Annotated in this window: 18 protein-coding genes; 15 read left to right on the top strand and 3 right to left on the bottom strand. The window is 71.5% G+C overall.

The annotated features are described in order from the left end of the window. Positions 1-769 precede the first annotated feature (769 nt). Complete coding sequence (gene rpsT / locus J7E94_RS27375) at positions 770-1,036, bottom strand: 30S ribosomal protein S20 (RefSeq protein ID WP_150519680.1); 267 nt, start codon at positions 1,034-1,036, stop codon at positions 770-772. A gap of 245 nt (positions 1,037-1,281) precedes the next feature. On the opposite strand from rpsT, the gene lepA reads away from it, so the two are divergent. The 3 genes from lepA (at position 1,282) to hemW (ending at position 6,615) form a co-directional block, all read left to right on the top strand. Continuing rightward, the gene (gene lepA / locus J7E94_RS27370; protein ID WP_215019486.1) at positions 1,282-3,147 is read left to right on the top strand and encodes a translation elongation factor 4; all 1,866 of its coding nucleotides are present in this window, start codon (positions 1,282-1,284) and stop codon (positions 3,145-3,147) included. Between the two features lie 221 nt (positions 3,148-3,368). Then, positions 3,369-5,258: a long-chain fatty acid--CoA ligase gene (locus tag J7E94_RS27365; protein ID WP_215019485.1), complete on the top strand. Its 1,890-nt coding sequence runs from the start codon at positions 3,369-3,371 to the stop codon at positions 5,256-5,258. 124 nt (positions 5,259-5,382) lie between these two features. Next, the gene (gene hemW, locus J7E94_RS27360; RefSeq protein WP_215019484.1) at positions 5,383-6,615 is read left to right on the top strand and encodes a radical SAM family heme chaperone HemW; all 1,233 of its coding nucleotides are present in this window, start codon (positions 5,383-5,385) and stop codon (positions 6,613-6,615) included. Between the two features lie 79 nt (positions 6,616-6,694). On the opposite strand, the gene J7E94_RS27355 is transcribed toward hemW, so the two are convergent. Together J7E94_RS27355 and J7E94_RS27350 are read right to left on the bottom strand one after the other, a co-directional pair. Continuing rightward, positions 6,695-7,504 carry a DUF3097 domain-containing protein gene (locus tag J7E94_RS27355; RefSeq protein WP_215019483.1) on the bottom strand — a complete coding sequence of 270 codons (810 nt, stop codon included), beginning with the start codon at positions 7,502-7,504 and terminating at the stop codon, positions 6,695-6,697. 28 nt (positions 7,505-7,532) lie between these two features. After that, positions 7,533-8,258, bottom strand: a complete 726-nt coding sequence (locus J7E94_RS27350; RefSeq protein ID WP_215019482.1) for an MBL fold metallo-hydrolase — start codon at positions 8,256-8,258, stop codon at positions 7,533-7,535. A gap of 137 nt (positions 8,259-8,395) precedes the next feature. On the opposite strand from J7E94_RS27350, the gene hrcA reads away from it, so the two are divergent. The 12 genes from hrcA to J7E94_RS27290 all read left to right on the top strand — a co-directional run bounded on the left by hrcA (position 8,396) and on the right by J7E94_RS27290 (position 18,931). Continuing rightward, positions 8,396-9,412, top strand: coding sequence for a heat-inducible transcriptional repressor HrcA (hrcA, locus tag J7E94_RS27345; RefSeq protein ID WP_215019481.1), 1,017 nt, complete (start codon positions 8,396-8,398; stop codon positions 9,410-9,412). Next, the gene (gene dnaJ, locus J7E94_RS27340) at positions 9,413-10,552 is read left to right on the top strand and encodes a molecular chaperone DnaJ (RefSeq protein WP_215019480.1); all 1,140 of its coding nucleotides are present in this window, start codon (positions 9,413-9,415) and stop codon (positions 10,550-10,552) included. A gap of 146 nt (positions 10,553-10,698) precedes the next feature. Beyond that, positions 10,699-11,790, top strand: a complete 1,092-nt coding sequence (locus tag J7E94_RS27335) for a nitronate monooxygenase (protein WP_215019479.1) — start codon at positions 10,699-10,701, stop codon at positions 11,788-11,790. Then, positions 11,787-12,533 (top strand): 16S rRNA (uracil(1498)-N(3))-methyltransferase, encoded by a 747-nt coding sequence (locus J7E94_RS27330; protein ID WP_215019478.1) that lies wholly within the window; start codon positions 11,787-11,789, stop codon positions 12,531-12,533. The genes J7E94_RS27335 and J7E94_RS27330 overlap by 4 nt, the downstream gene beginning before the upstream one ends. Positions 12,534-12,613: 80 nt before the next feature. Further along, complete coding sequence (locus J7E94_RS27325; RefSeq protein WP_215019487.1) at positions 12,614-12,973, top strand: histidine triad nucleotide-binding protein; 360 nt, start codon at positions 12,614-12,616, stop codon at positions 12,971-12,973. Positions 12,974-12,976: 3 nt separating this feature from the next. Then, entirely contained in the window at positions 12,977-13,882 is a 906-nt protein-coding gene (locus J7E94_RS27320; protein WP_215019477.1) for a ribonuclease Z, read from the top strand. A 180-nt stretch (positions 13,883-14,062) separates the two neighbouring features. After that, positions 14,063-15,160 carry a PfkB family carbohydrate kinase gene (locus tag J7E94_RS27315; RefSeq protein WP_215019476.1) on the top strand — a complete coding sequence of 366 codons (1,098 nt, stop codon included), beginning with the start codon at positions 14,063-14,065 and terminating at the stop codon, positions 15,158-15,160. A gap of 136 nt (positions 15,161-15,296) precedes the next feature. Continuing rightward, positions 15,297-16,343, top strand: coding sequence for a PhoH family protein (locus J7E94_RS27310; protein ID WP_215019475.1), 1,047 nt, complete (start codon positions 15,297-15,299; stop codon positions 16,341-16,343). Between the two features lie 13 nt (positions 16,344-16,356). Then, positions 16,357-16,854, top strand: coding sequence for an rRNA maturation RNase YbeY (gene ybeY, locus J7E94_RS27305; protein ID WP_215019474.1), 498 nt, complete (start codon positions 16,357-16,359; stop codon positions 16,852-16,854). Further along, positions 16,851-18,155, top strand: a complete 1,305-nt coding sequence (locus J7E94_RS27300) for a hemolysin family protein (protein WP_215019473.1) — start codon at positions 16,851-16,853, stop codon at positions 18,153-18,155. Before ybeY ends, J7E94_RS27300 begins: the two co-directional genes overlap by 4 nt. Continuing rightward, complete coding sequence (locus J7E94_RS27295; protein ID WP_215019472.1) at positions 18,152-18,514, top strand: MmcQ/YjbR family DNA-binding protein; 363 nt, start codon at positions 18,152-18,154, stop codon at positions 18,512-18,514. The genes J7E94_RS27300 and J7E94_RS27295 overlap by 4 nt, the downstream gene beginning before the upstream one ends. 60 nt (positions 18,515-18,574) lie before the next feature. After that, positions 18,575-18,931 carry a cytidine deaminase gene (locus tag J7E94_RS27290; protein ID WP_215019471.1) on the top strand — a complete coding sequence of 119 codons (357 nt, stop codon included), beginning with the start codon at positions 18,575-18,577 and terminating at the stop codon, positions 18,929-18,931. The last annotated feature ends 107 nt before the right edge of the window (positions 18,932-19,038 follow it).

Genomic DNA, 19,038 nt, shown 5'->3' with positions numbered 1-19,038 from the left:
CATGCAAACAGGGTATCCAATTTACTGCCTCATTTCAGGCGCAGCACACTAGTGCTGTGGCCGGGAAGGTTTGCCGGGGCGCGGCGTCCGGTGCGGTGCATCGCAAGGCGGAGGGCCGCGGCTCGTACGGGACGTACTTGCGCGGTCCGACAACGCGGCGAGGTGCCGTGCCTGGGGGCACCTCCGTGGGGGTCCCCCCGGACGGAGTCCGGGGGAGGTGGCTGGGGGAGCGTCGCGACCCGGTGAACCTTTCCGGTCACAGCACTGGCTAGAAACGACGCCCCGCCCATCGGTTCGGTGTGCCCGGGCCCGGTCCGGTGTGCCAGGGTGCACCACCGGGGAGGACGGGGCGCTTCCGGCGGCTCGGCGGGGGCCGCGGCACCGGACGGTCGCCCTGGGCGAAGCCGGGGCTCCGCCCGAGGCGGGGCGGCGCTCAGTGCCCGGATCCCGGCGGGCTGGTCGACGTAGAAGATTCGAGGCTCGTGATCGTCCCGAGTGCGGCGGTCGGTGGCCGGCCCGGGGGCATCAGGGGTGCGACCGCTGCGGCGCCCCGCTCGGCCGCCCCGCCCACCTGACCACTCGGCGGCTTCCGGGCAGCACGAAGGCCCCGGCCGTCACCCTGGGAAGGATGGTGGCCGGGGCCTTCGTCGTTACTGCTTGGTGTGCGCCGCACCCGCGTGGCGAACGCAGGCCGCGTGCGGCGCGGTGTGCCGGTCCGGAGCGGAAGAGAGGGCCCGCTGGGTCCTTACCGGCGATTCACATCGAGAGCTCAGCCCTGCAGGGAGGCAACCTTGGTGGCCAGCGCCGACTTCTTGTTGGCGGCGGCGTTCTTGTGGATGACACCCTTCGAGACAGCCTTGTCGAGCGCACGCGCGGCGGCGCGAGAAGCCACGGTGGCCTTCTCGGCGTCACCGGCGACGACGGCCTCGCGGGCCTTGCGGATCGCGGTCTTGAGCGAGGACTTGACGGCCTTGTTGCGCAGGCGCGCCTTCTCGTTCGTCTTGTTCCGCTTGATCTGGGACTTGATGTTCGCCACGAAAGAGCCTTTTCAGGTTCAGAGTTTGATCTTCGGATTTGTGCCTCGACAGCTGAGAGGGCATACGAGACACAGCTGCCCAGGCTACCAGGCACGCTCCGGGCGGCCCAAACCGAGCGCACTGCCCCGTCCATGGGACCATGGGACCCTGCGTAAAGATCCGACATCGCGCCGACGAAGGCGACGAGATCCGAACTTTCGCTCCGAGCTTCGTTCCGACTGCGACCCGAGAATCAGGACACTGCGTGCCCGCGATCCCCAGCCACGTGCCCGAGCCGAGCCGTACCGACCCGGCGCTGATCCGCAACTTCTGCATCATCGCGCACATCGACCACGGCAAGTCGACCCTTGCCGACCGGATGCTCCAGCTCACCGGTGTGGTCGACCAGCGGCAGATGCGCGCCCAGTACCTCGACCGCATGGACATCGAGCGTGAGCGCGGCATCACGATCAAGTCCCAGGCGGTCCGGCTGCCCTGGGCGCCCACCACGGGCGGGGGTCAGGGCAGCACCCACATCCTCAACATGATCGACACCCCCGGGCACGTCGACTTCACCTACGAGGTCTCGCGCTCCCTCGCCGCGTGCGAGGGCACGGTCCTCCTGGTGGACGCCGCCCAGGGCATCGAGGCGCAGACCCTCGCCAACCTGTACCTGGCGATGGAGAAGGACCTCGCGATCGTCCCGGTCCTGAACAAGATCGACCTGCCGGCCGCCCAGCCGGAGAAGTTCGCCGAGGAGCTCGCGAACCTGGTCGGCTGCCAGCCGGAGGACGTGCTGCGGGTCTCGGCGAAGACCGGTCTCGGCGTGGACGCGCTGCTCGACAAGATCGTCGCCAAGGTCCCGGCCCCGGTCGGCCCCAAGGACGCCCCCGCCCGCGCGATGATCTTCGACTCGGTCTACGACTCGTACCGCGGCGTCGTGACGTACGTCCGTGTGGTCGACGGACAGCTCAACAAGCGCGAGCGCATCCGGATGATGTCCACGGGCGCCACCCACGAGCTGCTGGAGATCGGCGTCTCCTCCCCCGAGATGACCCCGTCCGACGGCCTCGGCGTCGGCGAGGTGGGCTACATCATCACCGGCGTGAAGGATGTGCGTCAGTCCAAGGTCGGTGACACCATCACCAGCCTGCACAACGGCGCGACCGAGGCTCTCGGCGGCTACAAGGACCCGCGTCCGATGGTCTTCTCGGGGCTGTACCCGCTCGACGGCTCGGACTACCCCGACCTGCGCGAGGCCCTGGACAAGCTCCAGCTCAACGACGCCGCGCTCGTCTACGAGCCGGAGACCTCGGCGGCGCTCGGCTTCGGCTTCCGCGTCGGCTTCCTCGGCCTCCTGCACCTGGACGTGGTCCGCGAGCGCTTGGAGCGCGAATTCGGCCTCGACCTGATCGCCACCGCGCCGAACGTGGTCTACCGGGTGGTCATGGAGGACGGCAAGGAAGTCACCGTCACCAACCCGAGCGAGTTCCCCGAGGGCAAGATCTCGGACGTGTTCGAGCCGGTCGTACGGGCCACCCTGCTCGCGCCTTCCGAGTTCATCGGCGCGATCATGGAGCTCTGCCAGCAGCGCCGCGGCACCCTCCTCGGGATGGACTACCTCTCCGAGGACCGCGTCGAGATCCGCTACACCCTCCCCCTCGCGGAGATCGTCTTCGACTTCTTCGACCAGCTGAAGTCCAAGACGCGCGGATACGCCTCCCTCGACTACGAGCCCACCGGCGAGCAGGCCTCCGGCCTGGTCAAGGTCGACATCCTGCTGCACGGCGACAAGGTCGACGCCTTCTCCGCCGTCACGCACAAGGACGCCGCCTACGCCTACGGTGTGCGCCTGGTCGCCAAGCTGCGCGAGCTCATCCCGAGGCAGGCCTTCGAGATCCCGATCCAGGCGGCCATCGGCTCCCGCGTCATCGCCCGCGAGACCATCCGCGCCATCCGCAAGGACGTCCTCGCCAAGTGCTACGGCGGTGACATCTCCCGTAAGCGGAAGCTGCTGGAGAAGCAGAAGGAAGGCAAGAAGCGGATGAAGATGGTCGGCTCCGTGGAGGTCCCGCAGGAGGCCTTCATCGCCGTCCTCTCCAGCGACGAGTCCGGCGGCAAGAAGAAGTAGCCGCCCCGGCAGCGGTGGCAGGCGGTTGTCGGCCTGCCGCGCGCCCGCATGCGAAAACAGGCCCCCACGCGGATGCGCGGGGGCCTGTTTCGTTATGAATCGGCCGCTCGCGGGCCCTTACGCGCCAGGCGGAGGGCCCCTACTCTGATCACTGCTCGATGGTTACTCGCCAGTTACAAGCCCCTGAATGACAGCCCCTGCCGCTGGTCCGGAGGACGTCCGTGAGCGACACACAGACCTTGATCGAGAACCGCCCGCCCACCGTGGCGGCCCTCTTCCTTGAGCGCGTCGCCGCCACGCCCCATGCGGAGGCCTACCGGTTCCCCGTTCCGGCGGCCGGCGGCCAGGGCCCCGACGACTGGAAGTCGCTGAGCTGGGGCCAGGCGGCCGAGCGGGTCTTCGCCATCGCCGCGGGGCTGATCGGCCTCGGCCTCGGGTCGGAGGACCGGGTCGCTCTCGCCTCCAACACCCGCGTCGAGTGGATCCTCGCCGACCTCGGCGTCATGTGCGCCGGCGGCGCGGTCACCACCATCTACCCCAGCACCAACGCGGACGAGTCGGCGTACATCCTCGCGGACTCCGAGAGCCGGGTGCTCATCGCCGAGGACGCGAAGCAGCTGGCGAAGGCGCGCGAGCGCCGCGCCGACCTGCCGAACCTCACGCACGTGGTGGTCGTGGAGGCGGCCGACGCGCTCGCCGCCGAGGGCGATCCCGAGGGCTGGGTGCTCTCGCTCGCCGATCTGGAGGAGCGCGGCAAGGAGTACCTGGCCAAGCACCCCGAGGCGGTCAAGGAGCGGATCGCGGCCATCACCGCCGACCAGCTGGCCACGCTCATCTACACCTCGGGCACGACCGGCAGGCCCAAGGGCGTCCGGCTGCCGCACGACAGCTGGTCGTACATGGCCAAGGCCACCGTCGCCACCGGCATGATCTCCAGCGACGACGTCCAGTACCTGTGGCTGCCGCTCGCGCACGTCTTCGGCAAGGTGCTGACCTCCGGCCAGATCGAGGTCGGGCACGTCACCGCCGTCGACGGCCGGATCGACAAGATCATCGAGAACCTGCCGATCGTGCAGCCGACCTACATGGCGGCCGTCCCGCGCATCTTCGAGAAGGTCTACAACGGGGTCGCGGCCAAGGCACGGGCCGGCGGCGGTGCCAAGTACAAGATCTTCCAGTGGTCGGTGGGCGTGGCCCGCGAGTACGCCAAGGTCACCCAGGACAACTTCCGCCGCACCGGCCAGGCGACCGCCCCCCTCGGCCTCGCCGCCAAGCACAAGATCGCCGACGCGCTCGTCTACTCCAAGCTCCGCGAGGCCTTCGGCGGCAACCTGCGCGCCGCCGTCTCCGGCGCCTCCGCCCTGGCCCCCGAGATCGGCTACTTCTTCTCCGGCGCGGGCATCCACATCCTGGAGGGCTACGGCCTGACGGAGTCCAGCGCCGCCTCCTTCGTCAACCCGGGGGAGGCCTACCGCACCGGCACGGTCGGCAAGCCGCTCCCCGGCACCGAGGTCCGCATCGCCGACGACGGCGAGGTCCTGCTGCGCGGCCCCGGCATCATGCAGGGCTACCACCACCAGCCGGAGAAGACCGCCGAGGTCCTGGAGTCCGACGGCTGGCTGCACACCGGTGACATCGGCGAGCTGTCGCCCGACGGCTACCTGCGCATCACCGACCGCAAGAAGGACCTGATCAAGACCTCGGGCGGCAAGTACGTCGCCCCGGCCGAGGTCGAGGGCCAGTTCAAGGCGATCTGCCCCTACGTGTCGAGCATCGTCGTGCACGGCGCCGACCGGAACTTCTGCTCGGCGCTGATCGCGCTCGACGAGCCGTCGATCCTGGGCTGGGCGGTCGAGAACGGCCTGGAGGGGAAGACGTACGGGGAGGTCCTGGCGGCGCCCGAGACCGCCCGCCTGATCGAGACGTACGTACAGACCCTGAACGAGGGCCTCCAGCGCTGGCAGACGGTCAAGAAGTTCCGGATCCTGCCGCGCGACCTGGACGTGGAGCACGGGGACCTCACCCCCAGCCTGAAGCTGAAGCGGCCGGTCGTCGAGCGTGAGTTCAAGCACCTGATCGACGAGATGTACGAGGGCGCCCGCGAGGCGTAGCGCCTGCGCGGGCCGTGCGGGCCGAGGGGCGGGGGCCGTCGGGGCCCCGGCCCCGGCCGGTCGCACCGCCTCCGCCGGCCGGCGGCCGGGACGGGTGGGCCGGCCGGTGCGGGATGATGGGGGTATGCCTTCCGCACTGCCCGACGGTGAACCCATGCCCGAAGACGGCTCGCTGCCGTCGCACGCCCTGGCGGGTGCCGGGGACCGGCCGCTCGGGTTCTACCTGCACGTCCCGTACTGCGCCACGCGCTGCGGGTACTGCGACTTCAACACCTACACGGCCACCGAGCTGCGGGGCACCGGCGGCGTCCTCGCCTCCCGGGAGAACTACGCCGACACCCTGACCGACGAGGTCAGGCTGGCGCGGAAGGTGCTCGGCGACGACCCCCGCGAGGTCCGGACCGTGTTCGTCGGCGGCGGTACGCCCACGCTGCTGCCCGCCGGGGACCTCGTACGGATGCTCGCGGCGATCCGCGACGAGTTCGGTCTGGCACCGGACGCCGAGATCACCACCGAGGCCAATCCGGAGTCCGTGAACCCGGAGTACCTGGCCGAGCTGCGGGCCGGCGGCTTCAACCGGATCTCCTTCGGCATGCAGAGCGCCAGGCAGCACGTCCTGAAGGTCCTCGACCGCACCCACACTCCCGGACGGCCGGAGGCCTGCGTCGCGGAGGCCCGCGCGGCGGGCTTCGAGCACGTCAACCTGGACCTGATCTACGGGACGCCCGGAGAGTCGGACGACGACTGGCGGGCCTCGCTGGACGCCGCCCTCAGGGCCGGCCCGGACCACGTCTCGGCGTACGCGCTGATCGTGGAGGAGGGCACCCAGCTGGCCCGGCGGATCCGCCGCGGCGAGGTCCCGATGACGGACGACGACGTCCACGCCGACCGCTACCTGATCGCCGACGCCGTCATGGCCGAGGCCGGGTACTCCTGGTACGAGGTCTCGAACTGGGCCACCTCGGAGGCCGGGCGCTGCCTGCACAACGAGCTGTACTGGCGCGGCGCCGACTGGTGGGGCGCGGGCCCCGGCGCGCACTCGCACGTCGGCGGGGTCCGGTGGTGGAACGTCAAGCACCCCGGCGCCTACGCGGCGGCGCTGGCCGGGGGCCGCTCCCCGGGCGCGGGCCGCGAGCTGCTCTCCGAGGAGGACCGCCGGGTCGAGCGGATCCTGCTGGAGCTGCGCCTGGTGGACGGCGTACCGCTGTCCTTGCTGGCCCCGGCCGGCCTCGCGGCCTCCCGCCGGGCCCTGGCGGACGGGCTGCTGGAGTCCGGTCCGTACGAGGCGGGGCGGGCCGTGCTGACCCTGCGGGGCCGGCTGCTGGCCGACGCGGTGGTCCGGGACCTGGTGGACTGATCACTCCTCGGCGCCCCGGTGCCGCCGGACGTGCTCGGCACCGAGCTGGACACCACTGAGTTCGGCACCCTGCCCGATGTCAGGCGGCACCGCCGACCGTAACGAAGTCGATCAGCTCCTCGACGCGGCCCAGCAGGGTCGGCTCCAGATCGCGGTACGAGGTCACCCGCGACAGGATGTGCTGCCAGGCGGCTCCCGTGTTCTGCGGCCAGCCCAGCGCCCGGCAGATGCCCGTCTTCCAGTCCTGGCCGCGCGGAACCGCCGGCCACGCGCCGATGCCCAGCGCGGACGGCTTCACCGCCTGCCACACGTCCACGTACGGATGGCCCACGACCAGGACGTCCGGCGAGGCCACCGAGGCCGCGATACGGGACTCCTTGGAACCCGGGACCAGGTGGTCCACCAGCACCCCCAGGCGGGCGTCCGGGGCCGGGCCGAACTCCGCCACGACGGCGGGGAGGTCGTCGATGCCCTCCAGGTACTCCACCACCACGCCCTCGATGCGCAGGTCGTCACCCCAGACCCGCTCCACCAGCTCCGCGTCGTGCCGGCCCTCGACGTAGATCCGGCCCGCCCGCGCCACCCGCGCCCGGGCCCCCGAGACGGCCAGTGAGCCCGACGCCGTGAGCCGGGGCGCGGAGGGCGTCCGGGACGGGCGGACCAGCGTGACGACCGCCCCCTCCAGCAGGAAGCCCCGCGGCTCCATCGGGAACACCCGCCGCTTGCCGAAACGGTCCTCCAGGGTCACCGTGCCCGCCTCGCAGGCCACCACCGCGCCGCAGAAGTCCGTACCGGCCACCTCGACCACCAGATCGGGCTCGGCCGCCACCTCCGGCACGGCCTTGGGGCGCTTCCACTGGGGGGTCAGGTCGGGGGAGTACTCGCGCATCCGGCCGACACTAGGAGAGCCGCGGCCGTCATGCCTCCGACACGCCGAAACGGGCGGCCAGTGTGGCGCGTTGCGCACGTACGAAGCCCGCGTCGACCACCGCTCCGTGACCCGGCACGTACAGCGCGTCCTCGCCGCCCAGCGACAGCAGCCGGTCCAGGGCCGCGGGCCACTGCCGCGGCACGGCATCGTGCCCCGCCTGCGGGTCGCCGGACTCCTCCACCAGGTCCCCGCAGAACACCGCCTCGCGCTCGCCCGGCACGAAGACGGCCAGGTCGTGTCCGGTGTGGCCCGGCCCCACATTGGCCAGCAGCACCTGCACCCCGCCGAGGTCCAGCGTCCACTCGCCCGACACCAGGTGCTTGGGCAGCACCAGCAGGTCCACCGCCTCGGCGGCCTGCGCCTGCGCCAGTCCGTGGCGCACCGCGTCCCCGCGCAGCTCCTCCCGGCCCGTCGACAGCAGTGCGTCCAGCCCGACGGCGCCGTAGGACTCCGCGCCCGCGAACGCGGCCCCGCCCAGTACGTGATCGAAATGGCCGTGCGTGAATGCGATATGGGTCACGTGCCGGCCCGTCAGCCGCTCCGCCTCGGCCCGCACCCCGGAGCCTTCCCGCAGGCTCGAACCGCAGTCGATCAGGAGCACCGAATCGTCCCCCACCACCAGCCCCACCGTGCAATCCCACACCGGAAGCCGCCTCCGGCCGGTCCGCCCGGTCAGCCGTTCCCAGCCCGCCTCTTCCCAACGCACGTCCATGCCGCGACGCTACCCTGGCGGGCCTGCCTTGCCAGGGTCTGACTACCCGGCCGTACACTGAGCGGGGCATCTCTGGCACTCGAAGGATCAGAGTGCCAACGAACAAGGCAAACGGACCAGAGCTGGAGGTGTGCGCGATGCTCAGTGAACGCAGACTCGAAGTCCTGCGCGCCATCGTCCAGGACTACGTCGGGACAGAGGAGCCGGTCGGCTCCAAGGCGCTCACCGAGCGGCACCGCCTCGGAGTCTCGCCGGCCACCGTGCGCAACGACATGGCCGTGCTGGAGGACGAGGGCTACATCGCCCAGCCCCACACCAGCGCCGGCCGGATCCCCACCGACAAGGGCTACCGCCTCTTCGTCGACAAGCTGGCGGGGGTCAAACCGCTGTCCACGCCCGAGCGCCGGGCCATCCAGAACTTCCTCGACGGCGCCGTCGACCTCGACGACGTCGTCGGCCGCACCGTGCGGCTGCTCGCGCAGCTCACCCGGCAGGTCGCGGTCGTCCAGTACCCCTCGCTCACGCGCTCCACCGTGCGCCACGTCGAGCTGCTGGCGCTGGCCCCGGCCCGGCTGATGCTCGTACTGATCACGGACACCGGGCGCGTCGAGCAGCGGCTGATCGACTGCCCGGCGCCCTTCGGCGAGACCTCGCTCGCGGATCTGCGGGCCCGGCTCAACAGCCGGGTCGTCGGCCGCCGTTTCACCGATGTCCCCCCGCTCGTCCAGGACCTCCCCGAATCCTTCGAGGCCGAGGACCGCGGCACCGTCTCCACCGTGCTCGCGACGCTCCTCGAAACCCTGGTCGAGGAAGCCGAGGAGCGGCTGATGATCGGCGGTACCGCCAATCTCACGCGCTTCGGACACGATTTTCCCCTGACGATCAGGCCGGTGCTCGAGGCGCTGGAGGAGCAGGTCGTGCTCCTCAAGCTCCTCGGCGAGGCCAATGAGTCGGGAATGGCCGTACGGATCGGGCATGAGAACGCCTACGAGGGGCTGAACTCCACGTCGGTCGTCTCGGTCGGTTACGGTTCGGGCGGCGAAACCGTCGCCAAGCTCGGCGTGGTCGGACCGACCCGCATGGACTACCCCGGAACGATGGGAGCGGTACGCGCAGTGGCACGTTACGTCGGACAGATCCTGGCGGAGTCGTAAGTGGCCACGGACTATTACGCCGTTCTCGGCGTGCGCCGCGACGCATCGCAGGACGAGATCAAGAAGGCATTCCGGCGGCTTGCACGCGAGCTGCACCCGGATGTGAACCCCGATCCCAAGACGCAAGAGCGTTTCAAGGAGATCAACGCCGCCTACGAGGTCCTCTCGGACCCGCAGAAGAAGCAGGTCTACGACCTCGGCGGCGACCCGCTGTCCTCCTCGGGCGGCGGTGGCGGAGCTGGCGGCTTCGGAGCGGGCGGCTTCGGCAACTTCTCCGACATCATGGACGCCTTCTTCGGCCAGGCCTCGCAGCGCGGCCCGCGCTCGCGGACCCGGCGCGGCCAGGACGCCATGATCCGCCTGGACCTGGAGCTGGACGAGGCGGCCTTCGGCACGACCAAGGACATCCAGGTCGACACGGCCGTCGTCTGCACCACCTGCTCCGGTGAGGGCGCCGCCCCCGGCACCTCCGCGCAGACCTGTGACATGTGCCGCGGCCGCGGTGAGGTCTCGCAGGTCACCCGGTCCTTCCTCGGCCAGGTCATGACCTCGCGCCCCTGCCCGCAGTGCCAGGGCTTCGGCACCGTGGTCCCGACCCCGTGCCCCGAGTGCGCGGGCGACGGCCGGGTCCGCTCCCGCCGCAGCCTTACGGTCAAGATCCCGGCCGGCGTCGAGAACGGCACCCGGATCCAGCTCGCGGGCGAGGGTGAGGTCGGCCCCGGCGGCGGCCCCGCCGGCGACCTGTACGTGGAGATCCACGAGCTGCCGCACCCGACCTTCCAGCGGCGCGGGGACGACCTGCACTGCACGGTCACCATCCCCATGACCGCGGCGGCCCTGGGCACCAAGTGCCCGCTGGAGACGCTGGACGGCCTGGAGGAGATCGACATCCGGCCCGGCACCGGGTCGGGGCAGTCGATCCCGCTGCACGGGCGCGGCGTCACGCACCTGCGGGGCGGCGGGCGCGGCGACCTGATCGTCCACGTCGAGGTCACCACCCCGGGCAAGCTGGACGCCCAGCAGGAGGAACTGCTGCGCCAGCTGGCGAAGCTGCGGGGCGAGGAGCGGCCGCTGGGTCAGTTCGCGCCGGGGCAGCAGGGTCTGTTCAGCCGCCTGAAGGACGCGTTCAACGGCCGCTGACCGGCCCGCGATCCGATGCGCCGAGCCCGGCCGGGGATGCCCCCGGCCGGGCTCGGCGCATCCGTTCCGGTCACGCCTGGAAGCGGACTATGCCAGGCGAATGCCGTGATTCGGCCCCATGAGCGGGACATGGCACGATGCAGTCCATGTCCACCGCACCGAACGGTCTCTCCCCCTACCCGATCGTGCAGGCTCCCATGGCGGGCGGCGCCTCCTGTCCGCCCCTCGTCGCCGCCGTGTGCGAAGCGGGCGGGCTGGGCTTCCTGGCCGGCGGCTACAAGACCGCCGACGGCATGTACCAGGAGATCAAGCAGGTGCGCGCGCTCACCCGGCGCGCCTTCGGCGTGAACCTCTTCATGCCGCAGACCGGCTACGTGGACCCGGCCGCCGTGGAGGCGTACCGCGGGCAGCTGGCCGGCGAGGCCTGCTGGTACGACGTCTCCCTCGCCGACGAGGACATCATCGGTACCAGCGACGACGGCTACGACGCCAAGCTGGCCATCCTCCTGGAGGACCCGGTCCCGGTCGTCTCGTTCACCTTCGGCTGTCCCACACCCGCGGCCCTCGCCGCCCTGCGCAAGGCCCGTACGTACACCGTCGTCACCGTGACCTCCGTCGAGGAGGCCCGCGCCGCGCAGGAGGCGGGCGCCGACGCCGTCTGCGTCCAGGGCGTGGAGGCCGGCGGCCACCAGGGCACCCACCGGGACGACCCGCAGGCCGACGGCACGGCGGCCGTGGGCCTGCTCGCGCTGGTCGCCCAGGTACGGGAGGCCGTGGCGCTCCCGATCATCGCGGCGGGCGGCCTCATGCGGGGCTCGCAGATCGCCGCGCTGCTGGCGGCGGGCGCGGAGGCGGCCCAGTTCGGGACCGCCTTCCTGGCCTGCCCCGAGTCGGGCGCGCACCCGCTGCACAAGAAGGCGCTGACCGACCCGCTGTTCGTACGGACCGAGCTGACCCGGGCCTTCTCCGGGCGGCCCGCGCGGGGGCTGGTCAACCGCTTCATGCGGGAGCACGGGCCCTACGCCCCGGCCGCCTACCCGCAGATCCACCACCTGACCTCGGGACTGCGCAAGGCGGCCGCCGCGGCCGGGGACCCGCAGGGCATGGCCCTGTGGGCGGGCCAGGGGCACCGGCTGGCACGGACGCTGCCGGCGGGGGAGCTGGTGGAGGTGCTGGCGGCGGAACTGGACGAGGCACAGAGCACGTTGAAGGCACGACAGATGAGGAGTGCGTCATGACCGCCCCGGTGTTCGTGGTCGAAGAGGTCCCGGCGGGCCCGGAGTTCGTCCTGGACGGCCCGGAGGGCCGGCACGCGGTGTCCGTGAAGCGGCTGAACCCCGGTGAGGACGTGGTCCTCACCGATGGGCGGGGCCACTGGACGGAGGGCGTGGTCAAGGCCGCCGAGGGCAAGGACCGGCTGGTGGTCATGGATCTGCACACGGTGGAGGAGGAACCGGAGCCGGAGGTCCGGATCACGGTGGTCCAGGCCCTGCCGAAGGGCGACAGGGGCGAGTTGGCGGTCGAGACCATGACGGAGACCGGAGTGGACGTGGTGGTGCCCTGGCAGGCCTCGCGCTGCATCACGCAGTGGCGCGGCGACCGCGGGGCCAAGGCGCTGGCCAAGTGGCGGGCGACGGCCCGGGAGGCGGGCAAGCAGTCCCGCCGGGTCCGCTTCCCGGAGGTGGCCGAGGCCATGTCCACGAAGCAGGTGGCGGCGCTGCTGGCCGGCGCCGACCTGGCGATGGTCCTCCACGAGGACCGCGCCACCCCCTCCGAGGCGCTGGCCACGGCCGAACTGCCCGCCTCGGGCTCCGTCGTACTGGTGGTCGGCCCCGAGGGCGGGGTCTCCCCGGAGGAGCTGGCCGTCTTCGCCGAAGCGGGGGCCCACCCCTACCGCCTGGGCCGCTCCGTGCTGCGGACCTCCACGGCCGGCACCGCCGCGACCGCCGTCCTGCTGGCCCGCACCGGCCGCTGGTCCTGACGGGGCGGGCGCCGCCCCGGGGCGCCGGGCTGGATACGATGCCCGGACTGATCACGATCACCGTCACGAGAGGCGAAGCAATGGCCGGGGAACCGCAGGCCGACTGCCTGTTCTGCAAGATCGTCGCGGGGACCGTCCCGGCGACGGTGGTCCGGGAGACCGAGACGACCGTCGCCTTCCGGGACATCAACCCGCAGGCGCCGACGCACGTGCTCGTCATCCCCAAGGTGCACTACCCGACCGCGGTCGCCCTGGCCGAGGCCGAGCCGGCCATCGCCGCCGACATACTGCGCGAGGCCGCACAGATCGCCGCCGACGAGAAGATCGACGACCACGGCTACCGGGTCGTCTTCAACACCGGCACCGGGGCGGGCCAGACCGTCTTCCACGTCCACGCGCACGTCCTCGGCGGACGCGGCCTGCAGTGGCCCCCCGGATAGTCCGTGTCCGTACGCGAGTTCGTGGTGCTGGGCACCGCCAGCCAGGTGCCCACCCGCCACCGCAACCACAACGGCTACCTGCTCCGCTGGGACGGCGAGGGCATCCTCTTCGACCCGGGCGAGGGCACGCAGCGCCAGATGCTCCGTGCCGGGGTGGCCGCGCACGACATCAACCGGATCTGCGTCACCCACTTCCACGGTGACCACAGCCTCGGCCTCGCCGGGGTGATCCAGCGCATCAACCTCGACCGGGTCCCGCACCCCGTGACCGCGCACTACCCGGCCTCCGGGCAGAAGTTCTTCGACCGGCTCCGGTACGCCACGGCCTACCGGGAGACGGTGATCATCGACGAGGAGCCGGTGACCGGGGACGGGCCGCTGGCCCGCGGGTCCTCGTACGTCCTTGAGGCCCGGCGGCTCTCGCACCCGGTGGAGTCCTTCGGCTACCGGCTCACCGAGCCGGACGGGCGCCGGATACTGCCCGAACTGCTCGCGCGGCACGGGATCAAGGGGCCGGACGTCGGCCGGATCCAGCGGGAGGGCGTCCTGAACGGGGTCACCCTCGAAGAGGTCAGCGAGCCCAAGCCGGGGCAGCGGTTCGCGTTCGTCATGGACACCCGGCTCTGCGACGGCGTGGGGGCGCTGGCGGAGGGCTGCGACATGCTGGTGATCGAGTCGACCTTCCTCGACGAGGAGGCGCAGCTGGCCACCGACCACGGGCACCTCACCGCCGGGCAGGCGGCGCGGGCGGCGAGGGACGCGGGAGTCCGGCACCTGGTGCTGACGCACTTCTCGCAGCGGTACTCCGACCCGTCCGAGTTCGAACGGCAGGCCCGGGCGGCGGGTTTCGAGGGCGAGCTGACGGTGGCGGCGGACCTGATCCGCGTACCGCTGCCGAAGCGCGCTTAGCCGGGGCCTGCCTCCGGGCAGCGGCCGCCCCGCGGCGGAGCTCCGAGGTGTTCCGGGAGGCGGAGAAGGGCGTTTCAGAGGTGATCTGCGACACACTGGGGTTTGGCTCTCCCCGAGGTGGGCAGAGCTGGCAGCTTTCCGCCGCAGAAACGACCCTTCAAGAGCAACGGGGAGTACACCGTGACCAGTCGGGACAGCATCGACAGCCGCTCCGCCGCAGTGGACCCGCTCGGTCCGCTGCGGGACCCCAAGGAACCGGGCTGCGACGTCTTCCTCACCGGGACGGTCTTCCTCGACATCATCTTCACCGGTCTCGACTCCGCACCCGTGCGCGGTACGGAGTCCTGGGCGCGCGGCATGGGCTCCAGCCCCGGCGGCGTCGCCAACATGGCCACCGCCCTGGCCCGCCTCGGCCTGCGCACCTCGCTGGCCGCTGCCTTCGGGGACGACCATTACGGCGAGTACTGCTGGGACGCCCTGGAGCAGGGGGAGGGCATCGACCTGTCCATGTCGCGGACCATCCCCGGCTGGCACAGCCCCGTCACCGTCTCCATGGCCTACGAGGGCGAGCGCACGATGGTCTCGCACGGCCACGAGGCTCCTCCGCCGTCGGGCCCCGGGCCCTTCCCGCAGTGCCCGCCGCTCGCCCGCGCGGCCGTGGCCTCGCTCGGGCCGGGCCGGGGCGAGGCGTGGGTCGGCGCGGCCGCCCGGCGCGGCGCGCGGGTCTTCGCGGACGTGGGGTGGGACGAGAGCGGGCGGTGGGACCTGGGGGCCCTGGCCGACCTGGAGCACTGCGAGGCCTTCCTGCCGAACGCGGGCGAGGCCATGCGGTACACGCGGACCGACTGCCCGCGCGCGGCGGCCCGGGCGCTGGCCGAGAAGGTGCCGATCGCGGTGGTGACGATGGGCGCGGAGGGCTCGTACGCGGTGGACGGGCGTACCGGCGAGACGGCCCACGTCCGGGGGATCACGGTGGATGCGCTGGACCCGACCGGAGCGGGGGACGTCTACGTGGCGGGCTTCGTCACCGGCACCCTGGCGGGCTGGCCCCTGGCGGACCGGCTGGCCTTCGCCGGGCTGACGGCGGCCCTGTCGGTCCAGGAGTTCGGCGGCTCCCTGTCGGCCCCGGGCTGGCCGGAGGTGGCCCACTGGTGGCTGAGTGCTCCCGAGGCCCTGCGCGGCCGCTACGGCTTCCTGGGCGGCCTGCTTCCGGGGGGCCCCTCTCCCGCGGCCCGCCGCAGGGCGGTGCCGACGATCGGTTTCCGCCACTCCGCGTAGCCCTCCGCACCGGTGGCGAAGCGGGGCGTAAAACCCCTCGGGGAAGCCGCAGCGGGGACGTACGCTTGGTTATCCGGAGGCCGTCGATCGGCGCGGCCCCTCAGCGGGAGGTATGTGCAGGCCACAGTGCCGGCCCATGACTCAGACACCCACAGCCCACATCCCGGTACCGGGACAGGCGCGAGCCCACTTCACCGTTCCGGCCAGGCACCCGATGGTGACGGTGCTCGGCTCCGGTGACGCCCTGTTGCGCGTGATCGAGAAGGCCTTCCCGAAGGCCGACATCCATGTTCGGGGCAATCAGGTCAGCGCGGTCGGCGACGCGGTCGAGGTCGCCCTGATCCAGCGCCTGTTCGACGAGATGATGCTGGTGCTCCGCACCGGGCAGCCGATGACGGAGGACGCAGTGGAACGCTCGATCGCCATGCTCAAGGCGAGCGGCAACGGCAAGGGAAACGGGTCCGAAGAGACGCCCGCCGAGGTGCTCACCCAGAACATCCTCTCCAGCCGCGGCCGCACCATCCGGCCCAAGACCCTCAACCAGAAGCGGTACGTCGACGCGATCGACAAGAACACGATCGTCTTCGGCATCGGCCCCGCCGGTACCGGCAAGACCTACCTCGCCATGGCCAAGGCGGTCCAGGCCCTCCAGTCCAAGCAGGTCAGCCGGATCATCCTGACCCGGCCCGCCGTCGAGGCGGGGGAGCGGCTCGGCTTCCTGCCGGGCACCCTCTTCGACAAGATCGACCCGTACCTGCGCCCGCTCTACGACGCCCTGCACGACATGATCGACCCGGATTCGATCCCGCGGCTCATGGCCGCCGGGACCATCGAGGTGGCCCCCCTCGCCTACATGCGCGGGCGCACCCTGAACGAGGCGTTCGTCGTCCTCGACGAGGCGCAGAACACCACCCCCGAGCAGATGAAGATGTTCCTGACCCGGCTCGGTTTCGACTCGAAGATCGTCATCACCGGCGACATCACCCAGGTCGACCTGCTGCCGGGAGGCACCAAGAGCGGTCTGCGCCAGGTGCAGTCGATCCTCGAAGGGGTTCCGGACATCCACTTCTCGCGGCTCACGTCCGAGGATGTCGTCCGGCACAAGCTGGTCGGCCGTATCGTCGACGCGTACGAGAAGTACGACGAAGCCCATCCGGCCCCGAACGGCCACCAGCGGAAGTAGAACCCAGCGCACCATGTCGATCGACGTCAACAACGAGTCCGGAACCGAGGTCGACGAGCAGGCGATCCTCGACATCGCCCGCTACGCGCTCACCCGGATGCGGATCCACCCGCTCTCGGAGCTCTCCGTCATCGTCATCGACGAGGACGCCATGGAGCAGCTCCACATCCAGTGGATGGACCTGCCCGGACCCACCGACGTCATGTCCTTCCCGATGGACGAACTGCGTCCCCCGGCGAAGGACGACGAGGAGCCCCCGCAGGGGCTCCTCGGCGACATCGTGCTCTGCCCCGAGGTCGCCAAGAGGCAGGGCGAGGACGCCCCGACGCAGCACTCCATGGACGAGGAGCTCCAGCTCCTGACCGTCCACGGGGTGCTGCACCTGCTCGGGTACGACCACGAGGAGCCCGACGAGAAGGCCGAGATGTTCGGCCTCCAGGCGGCCATCGTCGACGGCTGGCGCGCCGAGCGCGGCATGACCGGTCCGTCCCCGGCCCCTACCGTCTCGTGACCGCGCCTCAGCTGATCACCGGGGCGGTCCTGCTGGTGGTGGTGGCCTGGTTCGCGGCGTGCGCCGAGTCCGGGATCGCCCGGATGTCCAGCTTCCGCGCGGAGCAGGCCGTACGGGCGGGCCGGCGCGGCAGCGCGAAGCTCGCGCAGGTGGCCGGCGACCCCACCCGCTACCTCAACGTGGCCCTCCTGGTCCGCGTCACCTGCGAGATGGCGGCCGGCGTCCTCGTCACCTACGTCTGCCTCGACGAGTTCGGCGAGAACTGGACCGCGCTGCTCGTGGCCATCGCCGTGATGGTGCTGGTCTCCTTCGTGGCCGTCGGGGTCTCCCCGCGCACCATCGGCCGCCAGCACCCGCTGAACACCGCGACGGCGGCCGCGTACGTCCTCGTGCCGCTCGCGCGGGTGATGGGGCCGATCCCGCAGCTGCTGATCCTCATCGGCAACGCGCTCACGCCCGGAAAGGGCTTCCGCAAGGGGCCGTTCGCCTCCGAGGCCGAGCTGCGCGCGATGGTGGACCTCGCGGAGAAGGAATCGCTGATCGAGGACGACGAGCGCCGGATGGTCCACCAGGTCTTCGAGCTGGGCGACACGCTGGTGCGCGAGGTGATGGTGCCGCGCACCGACCTGGTCTGCATCGAGCGGTACAAGACGATCCGTCAGGCGACCACGCTCGCCCTGCGGTCCGGCTTCTCGCGCATCCCGGTGACCGGGGAGAACGAGGACGACATCGTCGGGATGGTCTACCTGAAGGACCTGGTCCGCAAGACCCACATCAGCCGGGAGTCGGAGTCCGATCTGGTCTCCACGGCGATGCGGCCGGCCGTCTTCGTGCCCGACACCAAGAACGCGGGCGATCTGCTGCGCGAGATGCAGCAGGTGCGCAACCACGTGGCGGTCGTCATCGACGAGTACGGCGGCACGGCCGGCATCGTCACCATCGAGGACATCCTGGAGGAGATCGTCGGCGAGATCACCGACGAGTACGACCGGGAGCTCCCGCCGGTCGAGGACCTCGGCGAGGACCGCTACCGGGTCACGGCCCGGCTGGACATCACCGACCTCGGTGAGCTGTTCAAGGTCGAGGCCTTCGACGACGAGGACGTGGAGACGGTCGGGGGACTGCTGGCCAAGGCCCTGGGCCGGGTGCCGATCGCGGGCGCCTCGGCGCTGGTGGACCTGCCCGACGGGCGTCCGCTGCGGCTGACGGCCGAGTCCCCGGCCGGGCGGCGGAACAAGATCGTGACGGTGCTGGTGGAACCGGTTTTCGCGGCCGAGACCGCGGGGGAGGAGGGGGAATGACCCCGGCGCAGTTGCGGGAGTTCTGCCTGAGCTTCAACGCGGCGGTGGAGGAGTTCCCCTTCACCCCGGAGTTCTCGGTGTTCAAGGTGCTGGGCAAGATGTTCGCGCTGACGGCGCTGGACGCGGAGCCGCTGAAGGTCAACCTCAAGTGCGAGCCGGAGCTGGCGGTGCGGCTGCGCGAGGAGCACGAGGCGGTCGTGCCCGGCTATCACATGAACAAGCGGCACTGGAACACCGTGACCGTGGGCGGGCCGGGCGGCCTGCCGGACGCGATGGTCCGGGAGCTGGTGGAGGACTCGTACGACCTGGTGGTGGCGGGCCTGCCGAAGACGGAGCGGCTGCGGCTCGACCGGCCGTGACGTGACGTCTGGGCGGGGTCGTTGCACGGCTCCGCCGGGACGCTCCCTATGCTTTCGACCATGACCGACACCACCGGGATCGACCCCGAGGACAGCAAGATCATCACGCTGGCGCGCAGCGCCCGGGCCCGCAACGGCGTGCCCGAGGGGGCGGCGGTGCGGGACGAGACGGGCCGCACGTACGTCGCCGGGACGGTGGAGCTCGACTCCCTGAAGCTGAGCGCCCTCCAGACCGCGGTCGCGATGGCGGTGGCGAGCGGGGCCCGGTCCCTGGAGGCCGCCGCCGTGGTCAGCGCGGCCGACGCCCCGGCCGAGGCCGACCGCGCCGCCGTCCGCGACCTGGGCGGCCCGGACACCCCGGTGCTGCTGGCGGCCCCGGACGGCACCCTGAAGTCGACGACGCGCGCCGGAGCCTAGGCCTCCGGCGGTTGGCGGTCGAGCGGGCAGCCCCCGGCGGGCCGGCGCTCCTGCCTGCCGCACGTTTCCGCGTGCCCGTGCCCGTACCCGTGCCCGTGCCCGTGCCC

Source organism: Streptomyces sp. ISL-94, assembly GCF_018614075.1.
In the GTDB taxonomy this organism is placed as follows: domain Bacteria; phylum Actinomycetota; class Actinomycetes; order Streptomycetales; family Streptomycetaceae; genus Streptomyces.
The sequence above is the reverse complement of the archived record's forward strand: the minus strand, read 5'-3'. Positions and strand labels throughout refer to the sequence as shown.

Bases quoted from the DNA above. Each gene is read 5' to 3' on its own strand.
- J7E94_RS27325 (WP_215019487.1), top strand. From the start codon at position 12,614: ATGGCCGGGGAACCGCAGGCCGACTGCCTGTTCTGCAAGATCGTCGCG.
- J7E94_RS27335 (WP_215019479.1), top strand. From the start codon at position 10,699: ATGTCCACCGCACCGAACGGTCTCTCCCCCTACCCGATCGTGCAGGCT.
- ybeY (WP_215019474.1), top strand. From the start codon at position 16,357: ATGTCGATCGACGTCAACAACGAGTCCGGAACCGAGGTCGACGAGCAG.
- hemW (WP_215019484.1), top strand. From the start codon at position 5,383: ATGCCTTCCGCACTGCCCGACGGTGAACCCATGCCCGAAGACGGCTCG.
- J7E94_RS27295 (WP_215019472.1), top strand. From the start codon at position 18,152: ATGACCCCGGCGCAGTTGCGGGAGTTCTGCCTGAGCTTCAACGCGGCG.
- J7E94_RS27355 (WP_215019483.1), bottom strand. From the start codon at position 7,504: ATGCGCGAGTACTCCCCCGACCTGACCCCCCAGTGGAAGCGCCCCAAG.
- J7E94_RS27350 (WP_215019482.1), bottom strand. From the start codon at position 8,258: ATGGACGTGCGTTGGGAAGAGGCGGGCTGGGAACGGCTGACCGGGCGG.
- J7E94_RS27330 (WP_215019478.1), top strand. From the start codon at position 11,787: ATGACCGCCCCGGTGTTCGTGGTCGAAGAGGTCCCGGCGGGCCCGGAG.
- J7E94_RS27310 (WP_215019475.1), top strand. From the start codon at position 15,297: ATGACTCAGACACCCACAGCCCACATCCCGGTACCGGGACAGGCGCGA.
- J7E94_RS27290 (WP_215019471.1), top strand. From the start codon at position 18,575: ATGACCGACACCACCGGGATCGACCCCGAGGACAGCAAGATCATCACG.
- hrcA (WP_215019481.1), top strand. From the start codon at position 8,396: ATGCTCAGTGAACGCAGACTCGAAGTCCTGCGCGCCATCGTCCAGGAC.